The sequence below is a fragment of the Sporosarcina pasteurii genome, assembly GCF_041295575.1.
In the GTDB taxonomy this organism is placed as follows: domain Bacteria; phylum Bacillota; class Bacilli; order Bacillales_A; family Planococcaceae; genus Sporosarcina; species Sporosarcina pasteurii.
The window spans coordinates 1,518,297-1,535,383 of sequence record NZ_CP160452.1 but is presented as its reverse complement, the minus strand read 5'-3'; the positions used below and the strand labels follow the sequence as shown (position 1 = coordinate 1,535,383).

The window sequence follows — 17,087 nt, the reverse complement described above, 5'->3', positions numbered from 1 at the left end:
AATCTGTTCGGCTGTTTTTCGGGAAGGAGCGGAACTGATGCGGAAAAACAGTCAAACAAGAGCAAGAGTGATTTTACACGTCGATATGAATAGCTTTTTTGCGTCTGTTGAACAAGCATACGATCCTTCTCTAAAAGGCATTCCACTCGCCGTTGCAGGGAATCCACAGCAACGGCGAGGCATTCTTGTGACTTGCTCTTATGAAGCAAGGGCATTCGGTGTGTATACAACGATGACTGTAGGAGAAGCAAGACGACTTTGTCCCGAATTGGTCATCGTTCCGCCCGATTTTGAAAAATATAGAATCGCTTCATCAGCGGTTTTTGACATATTACGTTCTTATACTGAGTTAGTTGAACCGGTATCTATTGACGAAGCCTATGTGGATATCACTGATATTGGTGGATTAACAAATGCTAGGGCGATAACAAAGAACATCCAACAACGGATTTTGCAAGAACTCGATTTACCTTGTTCCATTGGCATAGCCCCGAATAAATTTTTAGCCAAAACTGCTTCTGATATGAAAAAGCCAATGGGCATTACAATTTTACGGAAACGTGAAATTAAAAAGGTGCTTTGGTCACTTCCCGTTATCGACATGCATGGAATAGGGGAAAGTACGGAGAAGAAATTAGTGGAATTGAAAATCCATACAATTGGTGAGTTGGCGAATGCGAATGAACTAACGATCAAGTCCGCACTTGGGAAAAATGGTGTCCGACTTAGAGAGCGGGCTAATGGAATTGACCATCGACCCGTTGACCCGGAAGCAGCAAATGAAAGAAAAAGTGTTGGAAGTTCTACAACATTGCCAATAGATGAAACTGACTTAGAAGCTTGTTTAGAAACGTTTAAATGGCTTGCAAATAAAGTTGCGATTCGTCTCAATAAACAACAATTAGCTGGTACGGTGATCATGATTCAAATTCGTACAGCAGATTGGCAAAATCAGACGAGAAGTCGAACAGTATTAAACCCGATTTTTAAAGAAGAGCAAATTTATGAGGAAGCGAAAAACCTTTTTACAACGCACTGGGACCATGAGCCAGTACGTCTTCTAGGAATTACAATTTCAAATGTCATTCCACTGAATGAATTGTATGAGCAACTGTCCATTTATGATTACGAAAAACATGCAAAAGATGCACAAATTGAAGGGCTTGTTTCGAATTTAAATGAAAAATTTGGACAAAATGCAATTAAAAGAGGGAATGACTAAAAGCAAAGCAAGCTAATTTTTATGTGAAAGATGACGCGAGTGATGTGTTGTACTTTGTCACACTAGCATCTGGCATGATAATGAAGACAACCGAACCGTTTTTAAAGTTTAATTCTATGTATAGAACGAAAAAAGGAGTTGAAATATTTGGATTTACATTTTCTGGGTACTGGTGCAGGCATGCCATCGAAAACACGCAATACTTCTGCTTTAATCGTTAATTTAACGGCAGAAGGAAGAGGATACTGGTTATTTGACTGTGGAGAAGCTACGCAACATCAAATTTTACATACTTCATTAAAACCAAGAAAAATCGAAAAGATATTCATTACGCATTTACACGGCGACCATTTATTTGGCTTGCCGGGTTTAATCAGTTCGCGTTCTTTTCTAGGGGGCAATGAACCGCTAGATATTTACGGACCTGCAGGACTATCTACATGGCTATGGTCAACATTACAGTTGACAAATACCCATTTAAACTATGAACTGTGTATCCATGAAATCGCGGAAGAAGGCATTGTCATTGAAGATGAAGATTTTCTAGTTCGTGTAAAAAAACTGGAACATGTTATTCCTTGTTTTGGCTATCGTATTGAACAAAAACCACTGGCTGGTAAATTGCTCATTGAAAAAGCGCTTGCCGCGGGAGTACCGAAAGGCCCTCTATTAAAAAACTTAAAAGAAGGACAAGACGTAACATTAGCAGATGGGCAAGTTGTATTAAGTGAAGATGTTACTGGAGAACCACAACAAGGATTCACGATTGCGATTCTTGGAGACACCAAATATTGTGATGCTTCTGTGGAATTGGCAGAAGAAGCAGACATCGTCGTCCATGAAGCGACATTTGATAATGAAACTGGAAATCTGGCAAAAGATTACGGACATTCCACGATTGGTGATGCCGCCAAAGTCGCTAAAAATGCAAATGCTAGCGCACTGATCGCCAACCATATTAGCGCACGCTTCTTGCCGAGCGATATTGCGAAGTTAAAGAAACAAGGACAAGAAACTTTTGAAAACATTTATATCGCAGAAGACTTTGCATGCTTTGAATGGCGAGATGGTAAACTCAATGAAGTAAAAAACACTGAATAAACATAGCAGTTTTGTTTACAAATAAATGTTCAGGAGGAATATAATGGAAGTTTTCGAAGCGTTTTTAGCAAAAATTGATCACCCAGAACATAAGGAGCGAGTGGAAGAAGTCCTATGTTGGATAAAAAAGCAGTTTCCTAATTTAGAACAGGTTGTGAAATGGAATCAACCGATGTTTACGGACCATGGTACGTTTATTATTGGCTTTAGCGTTGCGAAACATCATATGTCTGTTGCCCCTGAGAGTGTAGTAATTGAACGTTTTTCTGACGATATTAAACAGGCCGGGTATGACCATACAAAGGAATTGATACGTATCAAATGGACTGATTCTGTTGATTATTCATTACTCGAGAAAATGATTGCATTTAATATTGAGGATAAAATAGATTGTACAACTTTTTGGCGAAAATAATGTTCTAACGTAGCACACTGATAGTACTTCATAGGACAACCCCCTAACATCTATCTAATTTAGATGTTAGGAGTTTGCCATTTAAGAACTTATGAAGTAGCAACATTCTAGGTCGAACCAAAATTAAGAGACTATCGCTTAAAAAAGCCATCCACGTTCATATTGTTTCGGGACTTGAATTTCCGTACGCAATTCTTTTGCTGCTCTGTAAGCCCAGTAAGGGTCCCGCAGTAGTTCTCGGCCGAGGAAAATTAAATCTGCACGATTATTTTTCAAAATTTCCTCAGCTTGAATCCCTGTCGTAATAAGCCCGACTGCACCTGTTTCAATCTCGGTACCTTGCTTAATTGTTTCTGAGAGTGCCACTTGATAACCTGGGAATGTATCAATATTTGCTAGTACAACACCACCCGAGCTGACATCGATTAAATCTACCGTTTGTTGTTTCATCCACTTTGTCATTTCTACATATTGTTCCGCTGTCATACCGCCATCAGCATAATCATGAGCGGAAATACGTACAAATAACGGGCCTTCCCATTCTGAACGAACTGCATCGATAATTTCACGTAAGACACGATACCGATTTTCAGCAGTACCACCATAATCATCCGTTCGTTTATTCGTCAAAGGTGATAAAAATGAATTAATCAAATAGCCATGTGCAGCATGAAGTTCAATCACATCGAACCCTGCTTTTTTCGCGTGAATTGTCGCTTCTTTAAAGTGTTGGATTAGTTCTTTAATTTGATTGACTGTCATTTGATTAGGCGTTTTATAGTTTTCGCTGAAAGCAATTGGAGAAGGGGCGAAAATGTCACCTTCTACTGTTGCTTTTCGACCGGCATGGGCTAACTGGATGCCTGTTTTTGCTCCATGTTGTTTCATCAGTCGAACAATTTCTGCTAGCCCATCAATTTGATCATCCTGCCATATCCCAAGATCTTGGGCGGAAATTCGACCTTGTGGATGAACGGCAGTTGCTTCTACGATAATGAGTCCAACTTGCCCAACCGCTCGGCTTGCGTAATGTGTTTTATGCCAATCTTCTACTTTTCCATCTTCGTGATGACTTGAATACATGCACATTGGTGCTTGCACGATTCGATTTTTAAATGTTACGTTTCTCACTGTAAATGATTCAAATAATTTCGCCATACACTCTTTAGCCCCCATTTATGATTCATACATATAGTATAACAAAACGGCCGTGTGAAATCGGAAAGTTTGCACTTCCATGAATCTCATGATTGCTTCATTTTACAAGTTGCTAAAGCAAGTTCTTCTGAACGTTCACTTGCTTTCTCGATACAATTGGCGATGATCTTTTTGAAATCACCATCTGCCAATGCTTGTAGACCTGCGGCTGTTGTCCCGTTTGGACTTGTGACATTCTCCCGAAGTATTGCTGGTTCTTCTCTTGTTTCTTTCAACATAGCAGTTGCACCTTCAAGCGTTTGAATAATAAGTGAACGTGCAATGTCTGGCGATAACCCTTTTTGAATCGCTACTTCTTCAAAAGCTTCAACTAAATAATATACGTAAGCCGGTCCACTTCCGGATAATGCGGTTACTGTATGGAGGTCTGGTTCATCTACTTGTTGAACAAGACCGATTGCATTCATTAATGTTAGCAATTGCGTTTCTAATATAGCATCGACCGTATGATTAAACGCGATGCCAGTAGCCGACTTTCCGATCGTGGCGGATGTGTTAGGCATTGCTCGTGCAATGGGTCTCGCGCCTAATCCTTTTGCAATTGTTTTAATTGAAATACCGGCAATGACAGATAACACCGCAGATGAACGATTTAAAAAGGGTGAAATGTCTAACATCGCTTGATGAATATCTTGCGGTTTTGTAGCAAGAACCACGAGATCCGCTTTTTTTAAAGCGTCACGTTGTTCACAAACGATTGAAATTCCATATTTTTGTTGTAAAGAAAAGAGCCTTTTATCATCTCCTTTATTCATCACAAATAACTTCTTAGGATGAATGACTGCTTTTTTTACCATTCCTGCGATAATCGCCTCAGCCATTGATCCTGCACCTACAAATACAATTGTTTGCATATAACCACTCCTTTTTCTCTGAACAGATAGGATGGTTGCGTCCTTTTAGATGCCAGTCACAACCCGTATACCTCCAAACATTTAACACTTAAAAAAACGTAAAAAATGCGCTTTCGTCCCTACAATCAGGACGAAAACGCATGTTTCCGCGATACCACCTATATTTACTGGTTAACCAGTACAACTCATCCATCTATAACGCGATGGTGACGGCCATGTTTCCATAGCGGCTCGGAAGTAGGTTCGAAGGGGGAGCGGGATTGTGGTTTTCAGCCGATGACCACATTTGCTTTTCTCCATCACCACTTCTACTAGTCCTCGTCAACGCCTGTTTATTCATCAATTATTCCGATTATTGCACAGTCTTGAAAATTCGTCAACAGATTATGGTGGATTCGTGCTTTTATAAATATATTTTTGTTGATATCAAATCTATTTATTATGTTGCTAGTAAAGGGTGACGCGGTTATGGAAAAGTTGTACAATATACTGAACAGTGATTCACTTTCCATTTAGATCAGATTGAATTGGGAGAGTCAACTTATTGTGAAAAGAGGATGATTTGATGATACATAAAATTGAGATTCCTACACCATTTGCGGTCGGTGATGTGAATGCATTTTTAGTAAAAGGTGATACACTTTCTTTATTCGATGCAGGACCGAAAACGCCTGAAGCATATGAAGCATTAAAATATGGGTTAAAAGAAGCTGGATATACTTTCAAGGATGTTGAACAAGTAATTCTGACACATCATCATCCCGATCATGCGGGTTGGATAGATGCATTTGACAATGCGGAGGTTCTTGGTCACCCGTATAATAACTTATGGCTAAAGCGAGATGAAGCTTTTTTTGACTATCATGATCAATTTTATCTTGAGCGTCTACTTGAAGAGGGCGTGCCAGAGCAATATTTGAGTTGGGTTCCCAAAATGAAAAGACCGATTGCGATGATGGGGAATAGATCATTAGATAAAAAGATCAACGAGGGCGATGTAGTTCCTGGTCACCCTGGGTGGACTGTGTTAGAAACATTGGGTCATGCACAAAGTCATCTAGCGTTTTGGAATGAAGAAACGCACGAGATGATTGGCGGCGACCTTTTACTAGGAAAAGTCTCATCAAACCCACTCATTGAACCGCCGCTAAATCGGAATGACGAGCGACCTCGTTCCCTATTGCAATACAATGCATCTTTGAAAAGATTGTTAACAATACCAATCGAAACGATTTATACAGGTCATGGTGAAGAAGTCTATGGTGTCCATTCATTGATAGAAAAGCGTCTTACTCAACAACGTGAACGTGCGATGAAAGTCCATGGTATGTTGGTTGATGGTCGACGAACGATTTTTGAATTAACGGCAGAATTATTTCCTACTGTATATGAAAAAGAGTTAGGCTTAACATTATCAGAAACAATTGGGCAAATTGACTATTTACTTGACGAAGGAATCATTCTTGAGACGCGCGATGAGCATGGTGTGTTCAGCTATGCCCAAAGTTAAAACAATTTTCATTACTGGCGCAACAAGTGGCGTTGGTTATGCACTTACGAAACGCCTACTTTCAGAAGGACATCGAGTTTGGGCAACAGGACGGTCAACCGGGCCATTGAAACAGTTACAAGCAGAGGGAGCAAAGATTATTCAAGTGGATTTGTCGAATCGGAAGGAGATGGATCGGCTTCTTCTTACAATTGAAACACCAGATGTTGTTATTTTTTCGGCAGGTATTGGGACTTTTTCATATGCCTATGATGCGACGGATGAAATGATTGAAAGTATAATGGATGTAAATGTCGTCGTTCCCATGCAATTGACACGCCGATTACTGCCGCGCATGATGAAGAGAAAGAAAGGACATTTAATGTATATCGGTTCGCAAGCGGGGAAGGTAGCAACCCCAAAAGCTTCTATTTATGCTGCTTCAAAGCATGCACTTATCGGCTATACGAATGCACTTCGCATGGAGCTTGCACCATTCAATATGCACGTAACAACCATCCACCCAGGTCCGATAGATACGCCATTTCTAGACCTTGCAGACCGCTCAGGAAAATACCGTACATCAGTGGGGCGACATTTGCTTACCGTTCAAACTGTCGTCGATGCAATTCTACGAGCCATCGAAAAACCAGTAAGAGAAGTTAATTTACCGTGGTATATGGGCATTACAAGTAAGTTATATGCACTTATGCCGTCATTCATTGAGCGGGTGGGGCGTAAATTCTTTTATAAAAAAGATTAAAACTGTAACTATTCACGTTTTTTTCAGTCTACTCTTTAAATGCGAAGAAAAGCTATAGGGGTGTTGACATTGAAAAAACATTGGTGTTTATTATTGTTCTTATTCAGTGGATTTCTATTGATCACTGCTTGCAGTGCATCTGAATCTAAGAAAGACCATATTGAATTTAGTGATTCTGAAGTTGGGTCAAATGAAATGGCAGTAGTAGAAAGCGAGTCTACTGCCTATGAATCTGACGAGCATGTAGAAGAAAGTGCGGATTCTAGTACGGAGATGCCACAAAGCGCAAACGATATTCCTGCAGTCAGAATGATCATTCATAAAGCTTTTTTACAATTCCAAGTTGCAGATTTTGAAAAGGCGCAGCTCAACATTGAAAGGAAAGTTACGAAATATAACGGCTATATCGTTGAGTCCAATGTGTATCATGCGGAAGATAAAACAATTAGCGGCAATATAATGCTAAGAATTCCCGAAAAGCATTTTCAATCTTTTTTAACGGATGCTGAAGGAGAAGCAACAGATATCTTACAACGAAATGTAACAGGAGAAGATGTTACTGAGCATTACGTCGATTTAGAAGCTAGATTAAAATCGAAGCGCGTTTTAGAAGAAAGACTACTCACTTTTATGGAGCAAGCTGAGAAAACAGAAGACTTATTAAAAATTTCATCTGATTTGGCTGTCGTCCAAGAAGAAATCGAAGTGATTGTTGGGAAAATGAAGTACCTCGAAAACCAAACAGCACTTTCAACAGTAGAAATTCATCTCTTTGAAAATCGTATCGTTATACCAGATATTGATAGTAAAGGGCTTGACACATGGGAGAAAACGAAAAAACAATTTACTACAAGCATCAACTATTTGCTTGCTTTTGCCTCTAGCCTTGTTGTCTTTTTCGTTGGCAATTTCCCGATACTTTTACTTTTACTCGTGATTATCAGTGGTGTTTATTTCTTCATTCGTCGGAAAATAAATCGTAAAGAGTGATAATCCCTACCTTTTTACGAATAGACTAATTGACAACAAACAAATTTATCAAAAGGGGACAATAGATTGAGGCGTCAGGACATCATGCGAGTAGCAGTTCTGTTCATCGGGATTGTACTCCTAATCAATGTCCTCCTTTTTCTATTTCGAGGAGGGCATGGAAGTTTAAGTAAGTCTATTCCTGGAGATGAAATTGTCAATATTCATATCACGACTGATATTGGAGATATTCAAATCGCTCCGCATGATGGAGACGATATACGTGTACATCTAGAAGGCAAAACAACCACGCAACCTGCCAAAAGTTATAAGCTTATCGTGAAAGAAAAGTACGATGAACTTACGATTCGTGCGAAAACAAAAACAAAGTGGCTTCCATTTCAAAAATCAGCGGGGAGCTACACCGTATTAATCGAATTACCAAGCAAACAGTATGAACAACTGTATGTAGAAGCAGATGTTGCGAACATCTATATGGAGGCAATTGCAGCAAGCAACTCTTTCGTAACGACAAGGGTCGGCCATATTACGTTAAAAAATGTAGCTGGCTCGCTAAATAGCACAACTGAAGTAGGAGATAATACAATTGAACTGCCTACCGTCTCCGAAAACATTTCTGCAACTTCAACAGTAGGAAATGTCATCGTGAAAATGAAAGAGGTTCCGCTAGCTCTTCAATCAGATATTCATAATAGCGTCGGAAATACAACGATTAATTTACCAAATGCAGAAGAAGGTTCTATCGGGATAGATGGTCCGCTATTGAAATTAACCGTTGAAGTCGGGAATATCTCTGTACTTCTAGTAGATGGGTAAATCATTGGTTTTCTGAGTGAAAACGCCGCCCAGGTCTTGCTACCGGGCGGCGTTTTGTATAGAAATTTATATATGAATGCTATTTTCTTGAGCTTTACTATAAAGTCTATCTCTTGCTTCCAAATATTCTTTATCCAACTTATCGACATATTTGGCTGTACTTGTCACGGCTTTAATCGCACCTATCCCTTGACCGCTGCCCCAAATGTCTTTCCATGCTTTGGCACCATCTTCACCAAAATTCATTTTAGATGGATCACTTTCAGGTAAATTGTCCGGATCTAAACCTGCAGCTTGAATAGATGGCTTTAAATAATTTCCATGGATACCTGTAAATAGATTGCTATACACAATGTCATCAGACGTACAGTCAACGATTGCCTGTTTATACGCTTTTGAAGCACGTGCTTCATCCGTTGCAATAAATGGTGAACCGATATAAGCGAAATCAGCACCCATCGCCTCTGCAGCTAAAATCGAACTTCCTGTAGCTATTGAGCCAGATAGAGCAAGCGGACCGTCGAACCACTCTCGAATTTCTTGAATGAATGCAAATGGACTCTTTACACCGGCATGTCCGCCAGCTCCAGCCGCAACTGCGACTAAACCATCGGCACCCTTTTCAACCGCCTTATGGGCAAAAGTATTGTTAATCACATCATGAAACACAATCCCACCATAGCTATGTGCAGCGTCAAATATTTCTTCACGAGCACCTAATGAAGAAATAATAATTGGAACTTTATATTTCACGCATAATTCCATATCTTGTTCTAATCGTTCATTGGATCTATGGACAATTTGATTAATCGCGAATGGTGCTGCCGGACGGTCTGGATTTTTGGCGTTATAAGCCGCCAGTTCCTCGGTAATCTCAGCCAACCATTCATCTAGTTGGGCGGCAGGCCGTGCATTCAGTGCGGGCATTGAACCAATAATGCCTGCTTTACATTGTTCTATCACAAGTTTCGGATTGCTAATGATAAACATAGGTGCAGCGATGACAGGGATGCGTAAATTTTGAAGTGATGATGGAATTTTTGACATTTATTGTTCCTCCATTCAATTTATGTGCATTTTCATTATGCCTACTCCTATTATCAAAGAACTTTATACATAACTTACGAGGGTATCTCCTCCTCGGTGAATAATTATCGGAATATAGCAACTAGTAAGAATGTAACATAGTGCAAGTGATTTGTATATAAGTAATTTGTATGCACGTGATTGTTTACTATTCTACAAATAAATCCGTGCAATGTGGCAACCTACTGTAAAAAACTTCCGATTGAATAAATGAATACTTATGGATTATACTTAAGGAAAGAACGTTTGTTCTATATTTGAGGAGGAGAGTCATGAATTTGCCAAAGCGAAATATTGTTTGCATGGATATGAGAAGTTTTTATGCAAGTTGTGCTGCGGTACTAGAAGGACTCGATGTGATGGAAACGCCTATTGCCATTATTGGTGATAAGAACCGGAAAGGGGGAGTCGTTCTCGCTGCTTCACCGCCACTTAAAGAAAAATTCGGCATTCAAACAGGAAATCGGTTGTTTGAAATCCCAGACGATCCATCCATTCGTTTAATTGAGCCAAAAATGCAATTTTTTATCGATGTATCGATGGAAATTACGCGTCTTCTGAATCAATACGTACCGAAAGAAGCAATTCATACGTATAGCATTGACGAAAGTTTTATTGACCTTGATGGAACAGAAAGATTATGGGGGCCACCAAAAGAGACGGTACGCCGTATTCAAGATGATCTTGTTCGTCAATTCGAATTAAAAGCAGCTTTCGGCATTGGACAAAACCTTCTCTTATCGAAATTGGCACTTGATCTAGAAGCCAAAAAGATAGGCATTGCCGAATGGACGTACGAAGATGTACCTGAAAAACTTTGGCCTGTCGCGCCGTTAAGTCGAATGTGGGGAATTGGCAGCCGACTAGAACGAACGTTAAATCATATGGGGATTTTTTCGGTAGGTGATTTAGCAAATACTTCTCTTGAAAAACTAGAAAAGAAATTTGGTGTCATGGGAAATCAGCTCTATTACCATGCACACGGCATCGATTTATCGGATATGGGTCCTTTGTTACTTGAAGAACAAGTTAGTTTTGGGAAAGGACAAATGCTCTTTCGGGATTACGTGAAACGTGAAGATATTTTAGTCGTCATTCTTGAGATGTGTGAAGATGTAGCGATGCGGGCAAGAAAAGCGAAAAAAGTAGGGTATACGGTTCATTTATCCGCCGATTATTCTAAAAATGCATTTGGCGGTGGTTTTAGTCGTTCACGTTCTATAGCTGAAGCAACAAACGATACGATGAAAATTTATCAAGTATGTGCAGATTTGTTAGAGAAGTTTCATGATGGACGACCGATTCGTCGATTGGCGATTAGTTTAACAAAACTAGAAGATGAACATGTGATGCAATTAAGTTTATTTGACGAACATAAATGGCGCAACCGGAAACTTGGCGAAACAATGGATTCGCTTCGAAGTAAGTACGGCTCTAACGCAATACTACGAGCTGTTTCTTATACAGAAGCAGGCACGGCAGTGGAAAGGTCAAAGTTAATTGGTGGGCATTTTCGGTGAATAACGGGGAGCAATTCGAGTTAAGAGAGGGTATATTTAATTAAAAAACCACCATATGTCCATAGACATACGGTGGGGAAATCGAACACATTAAATGAGCAGTTCAAACAATGTGCTATCTTTGTTCACTTCTTTATAGGAAAAACCGGATTGATTCATCCGTTCAATGAGTCCTTCATAATCTTCGCTATATTTTAATTCGATGCCGACAAGTCCAGGACCGCTTTCTTTGTTGTTTTTCTTTGTATATTCAAAAGTGGTGATATCGTCATCTGGTCCAAGTACATTATCCAAAAATTGTCTTAATGCACCAGCTCGTTGCGGGAAATTAACGATGAAATAATAAAGTAACCCTTCGTACATTAATGATTTCTCTTTAATTTCCTGCATTCTACCAATATCATTATTTCCGCCGCTAATGACACAAACAATCGACTTGCCTTTAATTTGTTCTTTATAAAAATCAAGTGCTGCGATTGGTAGAGCACCAGCCGGTTCTGCGATGATGGCATGCAAATTGTATAAATCTAAAATGGTAGAACAAACTTTTCCTTCCGGCACAGGTACAATATCAGATAAATACTTCTGACAAATGTCATACGTATGATTTCCGACACATTGTACGGCAGCCCCGTCTACGAACTTATCGATGGATGGTAAAAGAGTCGCACTTCCGGCCTCAAATGCTGATTTCATACTTGCAGCGCCGGCAGGTTCAACTCCAATCATCTGTGTCATTGGCGAAACACTTTTGATGTATGTACTGAGCCCAGCCGTGAGTCCGCCCCCGCCGATGCTTGAAAATACATAATCTATCGGCTTTTCAATGTCGTTCATCACTTCAATGGCAACCGTTCCTTGTCCAGCAATAATATCCAAGTCATCGAAAGGATGAATGAATATTTTATCATTATTCGTTGTAAATGCCATAGCCGAAGTAAATGAATCATCGAAAGTATCGCCAGTCAAAACGATTTCTATATGATCGCGACCGAACATTTTGACTTGATTTACTTTTTGTTTCGGTGTCGTTTGTGGCATGAAAATGGTTCCGTGAATTCCTAGCTGCGCACATGAATAAGCAACGCCTTGTGCATGGTTGCCGGCACTTGCGCAAACAATCCCTTTTTCACGGGCTGTTTGTTCAACTTTTTTTATTTTATAGTAAGCCCCACGTAATTTAAAAGACCTCACATATTGCAAGTCCTCTCTCTTTATATAGACATCACACGCGTATTTTTCGGAAAGTTGTTCATTTCTTTGTAAAGGTGTATGTGTCACTACGTCTTTTAACAGATGATACGCTTTTAAAATATCTTCCACATGTAGCGTATCAACTTCCGCTTCTTTAGTTGTCATGTTTATTCCCTCCGTCAATTCATAAAGATTTACTAATTGTAACATAAAAGTACGACCTTGTGTAAATATTCACACAAGTAATGTACGAATAATTGATGAGTAAAATATTTCATAAACCGGATAATTTCACATCCGGACCTTTTATATTGTTCAGACTTTTGTTAAAATATTAAGGTGTTCAATTTTTATAGAGAATTAGGGGGAGTTGTGTGAAGGTATTAGTGCAGTTAGGTTGGTTTTTTAAACAACAAAGAAAGCAATACATAATTGGGATAAGCGCACTTGTACTTGTATCTCTTTTACAATTACTACCGCCAAAAATCATAGGAATTATTGTAGATGACATTACGGATAGCTCTTTGACGGCTTCTGGACTGACAAAGTGGCTTCTCATTTTAGGTGTCGCAGGGATTCTTATGTATATCGCACGCTTTTATTGGCGGGTTATGATATTCGGATCGGCTGTACGATTGTCCCGTACGATGCGTGAAAAGCTATTTCATCATTTTACAAAGATGTCACCTTCTTTTTATCAAAAAAGACGTGTCGGGGACTTAATGGCGCATGCAACGAACGACATTAATGCAGTTCAGCAAACTGCGGGAATGGGTGTGTTAACATTAGTTGATTCGATTGCAACAGGGGGCTTCGTGATTTTAACAATGGCCCTCACAATCAATTGGAAACTGACGCTCATTGCACTGATTCCGTTGCCATTTATGATTTTTTTGACGAGTTACTACGGGCGTTTATTAAGACAAAGATTTCGCAACGCTCAAGAAGCATTTTCTCATTTGAATGATAAAACACAAGAAAGTATTACTGGGATTAAAGTGATTAAAACATTCGGCCAGCAAAAAGAGGATATTGAAGATTTTACTGATTTATCAACGGATGTTGTGGCTAAAAATATGCGAGTTGCAAAAGTAGATGCATTATTCGACCCGACCATTACGGGCATATTTGCGGTTTCTTACATTTTATCTTTTTTCTTTGGAACGAAGTATATTATCGCAGGAGATATGTCCATTGGTGATATGGTTGCCTTTAGTACCTACCTTGGACTGCTCGTTTGGCCAATGCTAGCATTTGGATTTCTCTTTAATATTGTAGAGCGTGGCAATGCTTCTTACAGTAGAATTACGGAGCTACTGTCCATTACGCCTGAGATTAAAGACTTACCAGGTGCGATTTCTGAACGACCAAAAGGTGATTTGGAGTTCAATGTGGAAGAATTCAAATTCCCTGGAGATGAGGCGCTTGCCCTCCGGAATGTTCATTTCACTTTGAAGAAAGGCGAAACGTTAGGCATTGTGGGCAGAACAGGGTCTGGGAAGACAGCCATCTTAAAGTTATTGCTTCGTGAATTTGAAGGATATAAAGGGAGTATTCAGTACGGCGGACATTCCATTCATCAATATAAACAACAAAGTTTACGGGCGTCTATCGGTTATGTGCCACAAGATCATTTCCTATTTTCAACAACGATTGCGGAAAATATAGCTTTTACGAATCCCAAAATTGCGAAAGAAAAAATTTATGAAGCTGCTGAACTTGCGCAAATCCATCAAGATATTCTTAGTTTTACGGAAGGATACGACACCATCGTTGGAGAACGAGGCGTTTCATTATCAGGCGGTCAGCAGCAAAGAGTGTCCATTGCACGTGCTTTAATTATGAATCCGGAATTATTAATCCTAGATGACTCACTATCGGCGGTAGACGCAAGAACAGAGGAAGCCATTTTGGAAGCATTAAAACAAGCACGTACAGATGAAACAACAATTATAACGTCACACCGGTTAAGTGCAATTCAACATGCGCATAAAATTATTGTCATGCATGAAGGTACGATAGCGGAAGCTGGCACTCATGAAGAGTTACTAGCCATGGATGGTAGATATAAAGAGATGTACGACTTGCAACAACTCGAGGTCATGGTCGAACGGGGAGGTGAGGGCCAATGAACTCAGAAAAACAACCTAAATTAACAGCAAATGATCAGTGGGTTGTCTTAAAACGATTATTGCGTTATACAACCCCTCATAAAGGTAGTATTGCCATTGCACTCATCTTACTCACATTAACGATTACGGGTACAATTATTGGTCCTTTAATTATTCAAAGATTTATAGACAATAATTTGATACCGATGAATTTTCCAAAACAAGAAGTCATGGTTATTGCCGCGACCTACATTGGTATCCAATTATTCATCGTCATCGTTTCTTACTTTCAGTTAATTCGCTTTCAAGATATTGCTTTGAAAATAATTCAACAAATGAGAATTGACGTATTTTCTAAAGTGCAAGGTCTTGGCATGACTTATTTTGATCAAACACCAGTAGGCAGTATCGTATCACGGGTGACAAACGATACGGAATCAATTAAAGATATGTTTGTAAGTGTTATCGTGACATTTCTACAGGCAATCTTTGTATTGATCGGTGTTTATATTGCCTTATTTTCATTAGATGTGAAATTAACCTTCATTTCATTATTGCTTCTGCCATTGTTTTTACTAATTGTCTCGGTATACAGACATTACAGTGCGGATTTTTATCAAGATATTCGTGAGAGACTGAGTCAATTAAACGCCAAAATTGCTGAATCCCTGTCTGGTATGGGGATGATACAAGCATTTAGGCAAGAAGAAAGACTCGAACTTGAGTTTGATGATATTAATGAAAAGCACTATAGGGCAGGTATGCGTAACATAAAATTTGACGGCATTTTACTAAGTCCGGCAATCGAGTTGCTTTATACAGGTGCCATTATTTTTACGCTAGGATATTTTGGGTTTCTTTCATTAGAAACGTCGGTGGAAGTAGGAGTTCTTTATGCGTTTACAACTTTACTCGGACGTTTATTCCAACCTGTTCAACAAGTGATGCAACGTCTATCGATTTTCCAACAAGCGCTCGTATCCGCATCTCGTGTCTTTAAGTTAATGGATGACACAAATATGGAACCTGAGCAAAAAGTAGTTCAAAATATAAAAGTAGGCGAAGGGAAAATTGAGTTTCGTAACGTGTCATTCTCGTATGATGGACAAACGGATATCTTAAAAAACATTTCCTTTACGGCAAACGCGGGAGAAACTGTGGCACTCGTTGGGCATACAGGGAGTGGGAAAAGTTCAATTATTAATTTGCTCATGCGCTTTTACGAATTCGAGCGAGGAGAAATTTTAGTTGACGGCGTTTCACTAAAAGAATATCCACCAGACGAATTACGTGAAAAAATGGGCCTCGTCCTACAGGATCCTTTTATGTTTTATGGGGATATTGCTAGTAATATACGTTTGCATAATCAAGAAATGCCGGAAGAAAAAGTTAGAGGGGCAGCGGAATTTGTAAGTGCGAATGAATTCATTGAAAAACTGCCAGATAAATATTCGCAAAGAGTAACAGAGCGCGGTGCAACATTTTCAAGTGGTCAACGCCAATTAATCGCCTTTGCGCGAACGATGGCAACGAATCCAAAAATACTTGTTTTAGATGAAGCGACCGCAAATATTGATACGGAAACAGAAATTGCAATTCAAGCGAGTCTAGAAAAAATGCGTAAAGGACGAACGACGATTGCCATTGCTCACCGATTAAGTACAATTCAAGATGCTGAACTCATCTTAGTTTTACATAAAGGTGAAATTGTTGAACGCGGCACGCACCAAGAGTTGCTAGCGCAAAAAGGTCTCTATTATATGATGTATGAGTTACAAAACAGCTCAGCGGAGAATGCGGGGTAATTATTTACTTAACTCCTAGTTTATAAGAAAATCACTCATTTTATAAAAGAGTGATTTTCTTTTTCACTTTATCGATACGTATACCAAACATACCAACCATTCTGTTTATCTTTAGTCACAAACATAATCCCTGCGGATGCGCTTGCAGACGGTAATAGCTTGGGAAATTGAACTTTAATTAACCAAGAGTTATCGGCCACCCTTTTATTGCATAGCCTTTGAGCCATCATAAAATAGGCCTCATCGTATGGGACTCCAATCAATGAGCGTAAAGGTATCGCTTCCTGTACTTCCCATTCACTGTATATATCATATGGATAGGCGTCCTGGACTAATTCATTTAGTTTTCGTAAAAGTTCCGCTTTATCCTTACTTGTTGTTTGGATTAACGCATCGGTAGCGGGGCATCTAGGTTCTAGATAGGGAAGATCCGTTGATTCGTCTTTAATATTAAAATACATTATACAAAACAAAATACACTTAAATAGTATGATTTTCTTCAT

General features: G+C 39.3%; 15 protein-coding genes. 10 read left to right on the top strand and 5 right to left on the bottom strand.

The features are described 5' to 3' along the window. Positions 1–37: 37 nt before the first annotated feature. The 3 genes from AB1H92_RS07055 to AB1H92_RS07045 all read left to right on the top strand — a co-directional run bounded on the left by AB1H92_RS07055 (position 38) and on the right by AB1H92_RS07045 (position 2,738). Complete coding sequence (locus tag AB1H92_RS07055; protein ID WP_115361138.1) at positions 38–1,222, top strand: DNA polymerase IV; 1,185 nt, start codon at positions 38–40, stop codon at positions 1,220–1,222. Between the two features lie 147 nt (positions 1,223–1,369). Further along, positions 1,370–2,323: a ribonuclease Z gene (gene rnz / locus AB1H92_RS07050; protein ID WP_115361140.1), complete on the top strand. Its 954-nt coding sequence runs from the start codon at positions 1,370–1,372 to the stop codon at positions 2,321–2,323. A 43-nt stretch (positions 2,324–2,366) separates the two neighbouring features. Beyond that, positions 2,367–2,738, top strand: a complete 372-nt coding sequence (locus AB1H92_RS07045) for an iron chaperone (protein ID WP_115361142.1) — start codon at positions 2,367–2,369, stop codon at positions 2,736–2,738. A 138-nt stretch (positions 2,739–2,876) separates the two neighbouring features. Here the strand turns inward: AB1H92_RS07045 and namA are convergent, their stop codons facing one another. Then, positions 2,877–3,896, bottom strand: a complete 1,020-nt coding sequence (namA, locus tag AB1H92_RS07040; protein WP_115361144.1) for an NADPH dehydrogenase NamA — start codon at positions 3,894–3,896, stop codon at positions 2,877–2,879. A gap of 86 nt (positions 3,897–3,982) precedes the next feature. Continuing rightward, positions 3,983–4,810 carry a pyrroline-5-carboxylate reductase gene (gene proC / locus AB1H92_RS07035; RefSeq protein ID WP_115361146.1) on the bottom strand — a complete coding sequence of 276 codons (828 nt, stop codon included), beginning with the start codon at positions 4,808–4,810 and terminating at the stop codon, positions 3,983–3,985. A 565-nt stretch (positions 4,811–5,375) separates the two neighbouring features. Between proC and AB1H92_RS07030 the strand changes: the two genes are divergently transcribed. The 4 genes from AB1H92_RS07030 to AB1H92_RS07015 all read left to right on the top strand — a co-directional run bounded on the left by AB1H92_RS07030 (position 5,376) and on the right by AB1H92_RS07015 (position 8,868). Then, positions 5,376–6,320: an MBL fold metallo-hydrolase gene (locus AB1H92_RS07030; protein ID WP_172481043.1), complete on the top strand. Its 945-nt coding sequence runs from the start codon at positions 5,376–5,378 to the stop codon at positions 6,318–6,320. Continuing rightward, on the top strand, positions 6,307–7,062 hold the full coding sequence (locus tag AB1H92_RS07025) for an SDR family oxidoreductase (RefSeq protein ID WP_115361150.1): 756 nt from the start codon (positions 6,307–6,309) through the stop codon (positions 7,060–7,062). Before AB1H92_RS07030 ends, AB1H92_RS07025 begins: the two co-directional genes overlap by 14 nt. 69 nt (positions 7,063–7,131) lie before the next feature. After that, entirely contained in the window at positions 7,132–8,052 is a 921-nt protein-coding gene (locus AB1H92_RS07020) for a DUF4349 domain-containing protein (protein ID WP_243835742.1), read from the top strand. A gap of 66 nt (positions 8,053–8,118) precedes the next feature. Next, positions 8,119–8,868, top strand: a complete 750-nt coding sequence (locus AB1H92_RS07015) for a DUF4097 family beta strand repeat-containing protein (RefSeq protein ID WP_115361154.1) — start codon at positions 8,119–8,121, stop codon at positions 8,866–8,868. Positions 8,869–8,934: 66 nt separating this feature from the next. Here AB1H92_RS07015 and AB1H92_RS07010 read toward each other — a convergent pair whose 3' ends face one another. Beyond that, a complete protein-coding gene (locus AB1H92_RS07010) occupies positions 8,935–9,915 on the bottom strand; it encodes a nitronate monooxygenase family protein (protein ID WP_115361156.1) in 981 nt (326 codons plus the stop codon). Between the two features lie 311 nt (positions 9,916–10,226). On the opposite strand from AB1H92_RS07010, the gene AB1H92_RS07005 reads away from it, so the two are divergent. Then, positions 10,227–11,474 (top strand): DNA polymerase thumb domain-containing protein, encoded by a 1,248-nt coding sequence (locus AB1H92_RS07005; RefSeq protein WP_115361158.1) that lies wholly within the window; start codon positions 10,227–10,229, stop codon positions 11,472–11,474. Positions 11,475–11,564: 90 nt separating this feature from the next. Here the strand turns inward: AB1H92_RS07005 and ilvA are convergent, their stop codons facing one another. Next, positions 11,565–12,833, bottom strand: coding sequence for a threonine ammonia-lyase IlvA (gene ilvA, locus AB1H92_RS07000; RefSeq protein ID WP_115361160.1), 1,269 nt, complete (start codon positions 12,831–12,833; stop codon positions 11,565–11,567). Positions 12,834–13,042: 209 nt separating this feature from the next. On the opposite strand from ilvA, the gene AB1H92_RS06995 reads away from it, so the two are divergent. Continuing rightward, positions 13,043–14,800: an ABC transporter ATP-binding protein gene (locus AB1H92_RS06995; protein WP_115361162.1), complete on the top strand. Its 1,758-nt coding sequence runs from the start codon at positions 13,043–13,045 to the stop codon at positions 14,798–14,800. After that, positions 14,797–16,584, top strand: a complete 1,788-nt coding sequence (locus AB1H92_RS06990; protein WP_115361164.1) for an ABC transporter ATP-binding protein — start codon at positions 14,797–14,799, stop codon at positions 16,582–16,584. Before AB1H92_RS06995 ends, AB1H92_RS06990 begins: the two co-directional genes overlap by 4 nt. A gap of 68 nt (positions 16,585–16,652) precedes the next feature. On the opposite strand, the gene AB1H92_RS06985 is transcribed toward AB1H92_RS06990, so the two are convergent. Next, on the bottom strand, positions 16,653–17,087 hold the full coding sequence (locus AB1H92_RS06985) for a hypothetical protein (protein WP_115361165.1): 435 nt from the start codon (positions 17,085–17,087) through the stop codon (positions 16,653–16,655).

Excerpts from the sequence above, each read along its gene's own strand:
- AB1H92_RS06985 (WP_115361165.1), bottom strand. The coding sequence starts at position 17,087 with ATGAAGAAAATCATACTATTTAAGTGTATTTTGTTTTGTATAATGTAT.
- AB1H92_RS07045 (WP_115361142.1), top strand. The coding sequence starts at position 2,367 with ATGGAAGTTTTCGAAGCGTTTTTAGCAAAAATTGATCACCCAGAACAT.
- ilvA (WP_115361160.1), bottom strand. The coding sequence starts at position 12,833 with ATGACAACTAAAGAAGCGGAAGTTGATACGCTACATGTGGAAGATATT.
- AB1H92_RS07010 (WP_115361156.1), bottom strand. The coding sequence starts at position 9,915 with ATGTCAAAAATTCCATCATCACTTCAAAATTTACGCATCCCTGTCATC.
- proC (WP_115361146.1), bottom strand. The coding sequence starts at position 4,810 with ATGCAAACAATTGTATTTGTAGGTGCAGGATCAATGGCTGAGGCGATT.
- AB1H92_RS06990 (WP_115361164.1), top strand. The coding sequence starts at position 14,797 with ATGAACTCAGAAAAACAACCTAAATTAACAGCAAATGATCAGTGGGTT.
- namA (WP_115361144.1), bottom strand. The coding sequence starts at position 3,896 with ATGGCGAAATTATTTGAATCATTTACAGTGAGAAACGTAACATTTAAA.
- AB1H92_RS07025 (WP_115361150.1), top strand. The coding sequence starts at position 6,307 with ATGCCCAAAGTTAAAACAATTTTCATTACTGGCGCAACAAGTGGCGTT.
- AB1H92_RS07005 (WP_115361158.1), top strand. The coding sequence starts at position 10,227 with ATGAATTTGCCAAAGCGAAATATTGTTTGCATGGATATGAGAAGTTTT.
- AB1H92_RS07055 (WP_115361138.1), top strand. The coding sequence starts at position 38 with ATGCGGAAAAACAGTCAAACAAGAGCAAGAGTGATTTTACACGTCGAT.
- AB1H92_RS07030 (WP_172481043.1), top strand. The coding sequence starts at position 5,376 with ATGATACATAAAATTGAGATTCCTACACCATTTGCGGTCGGTGATGTG.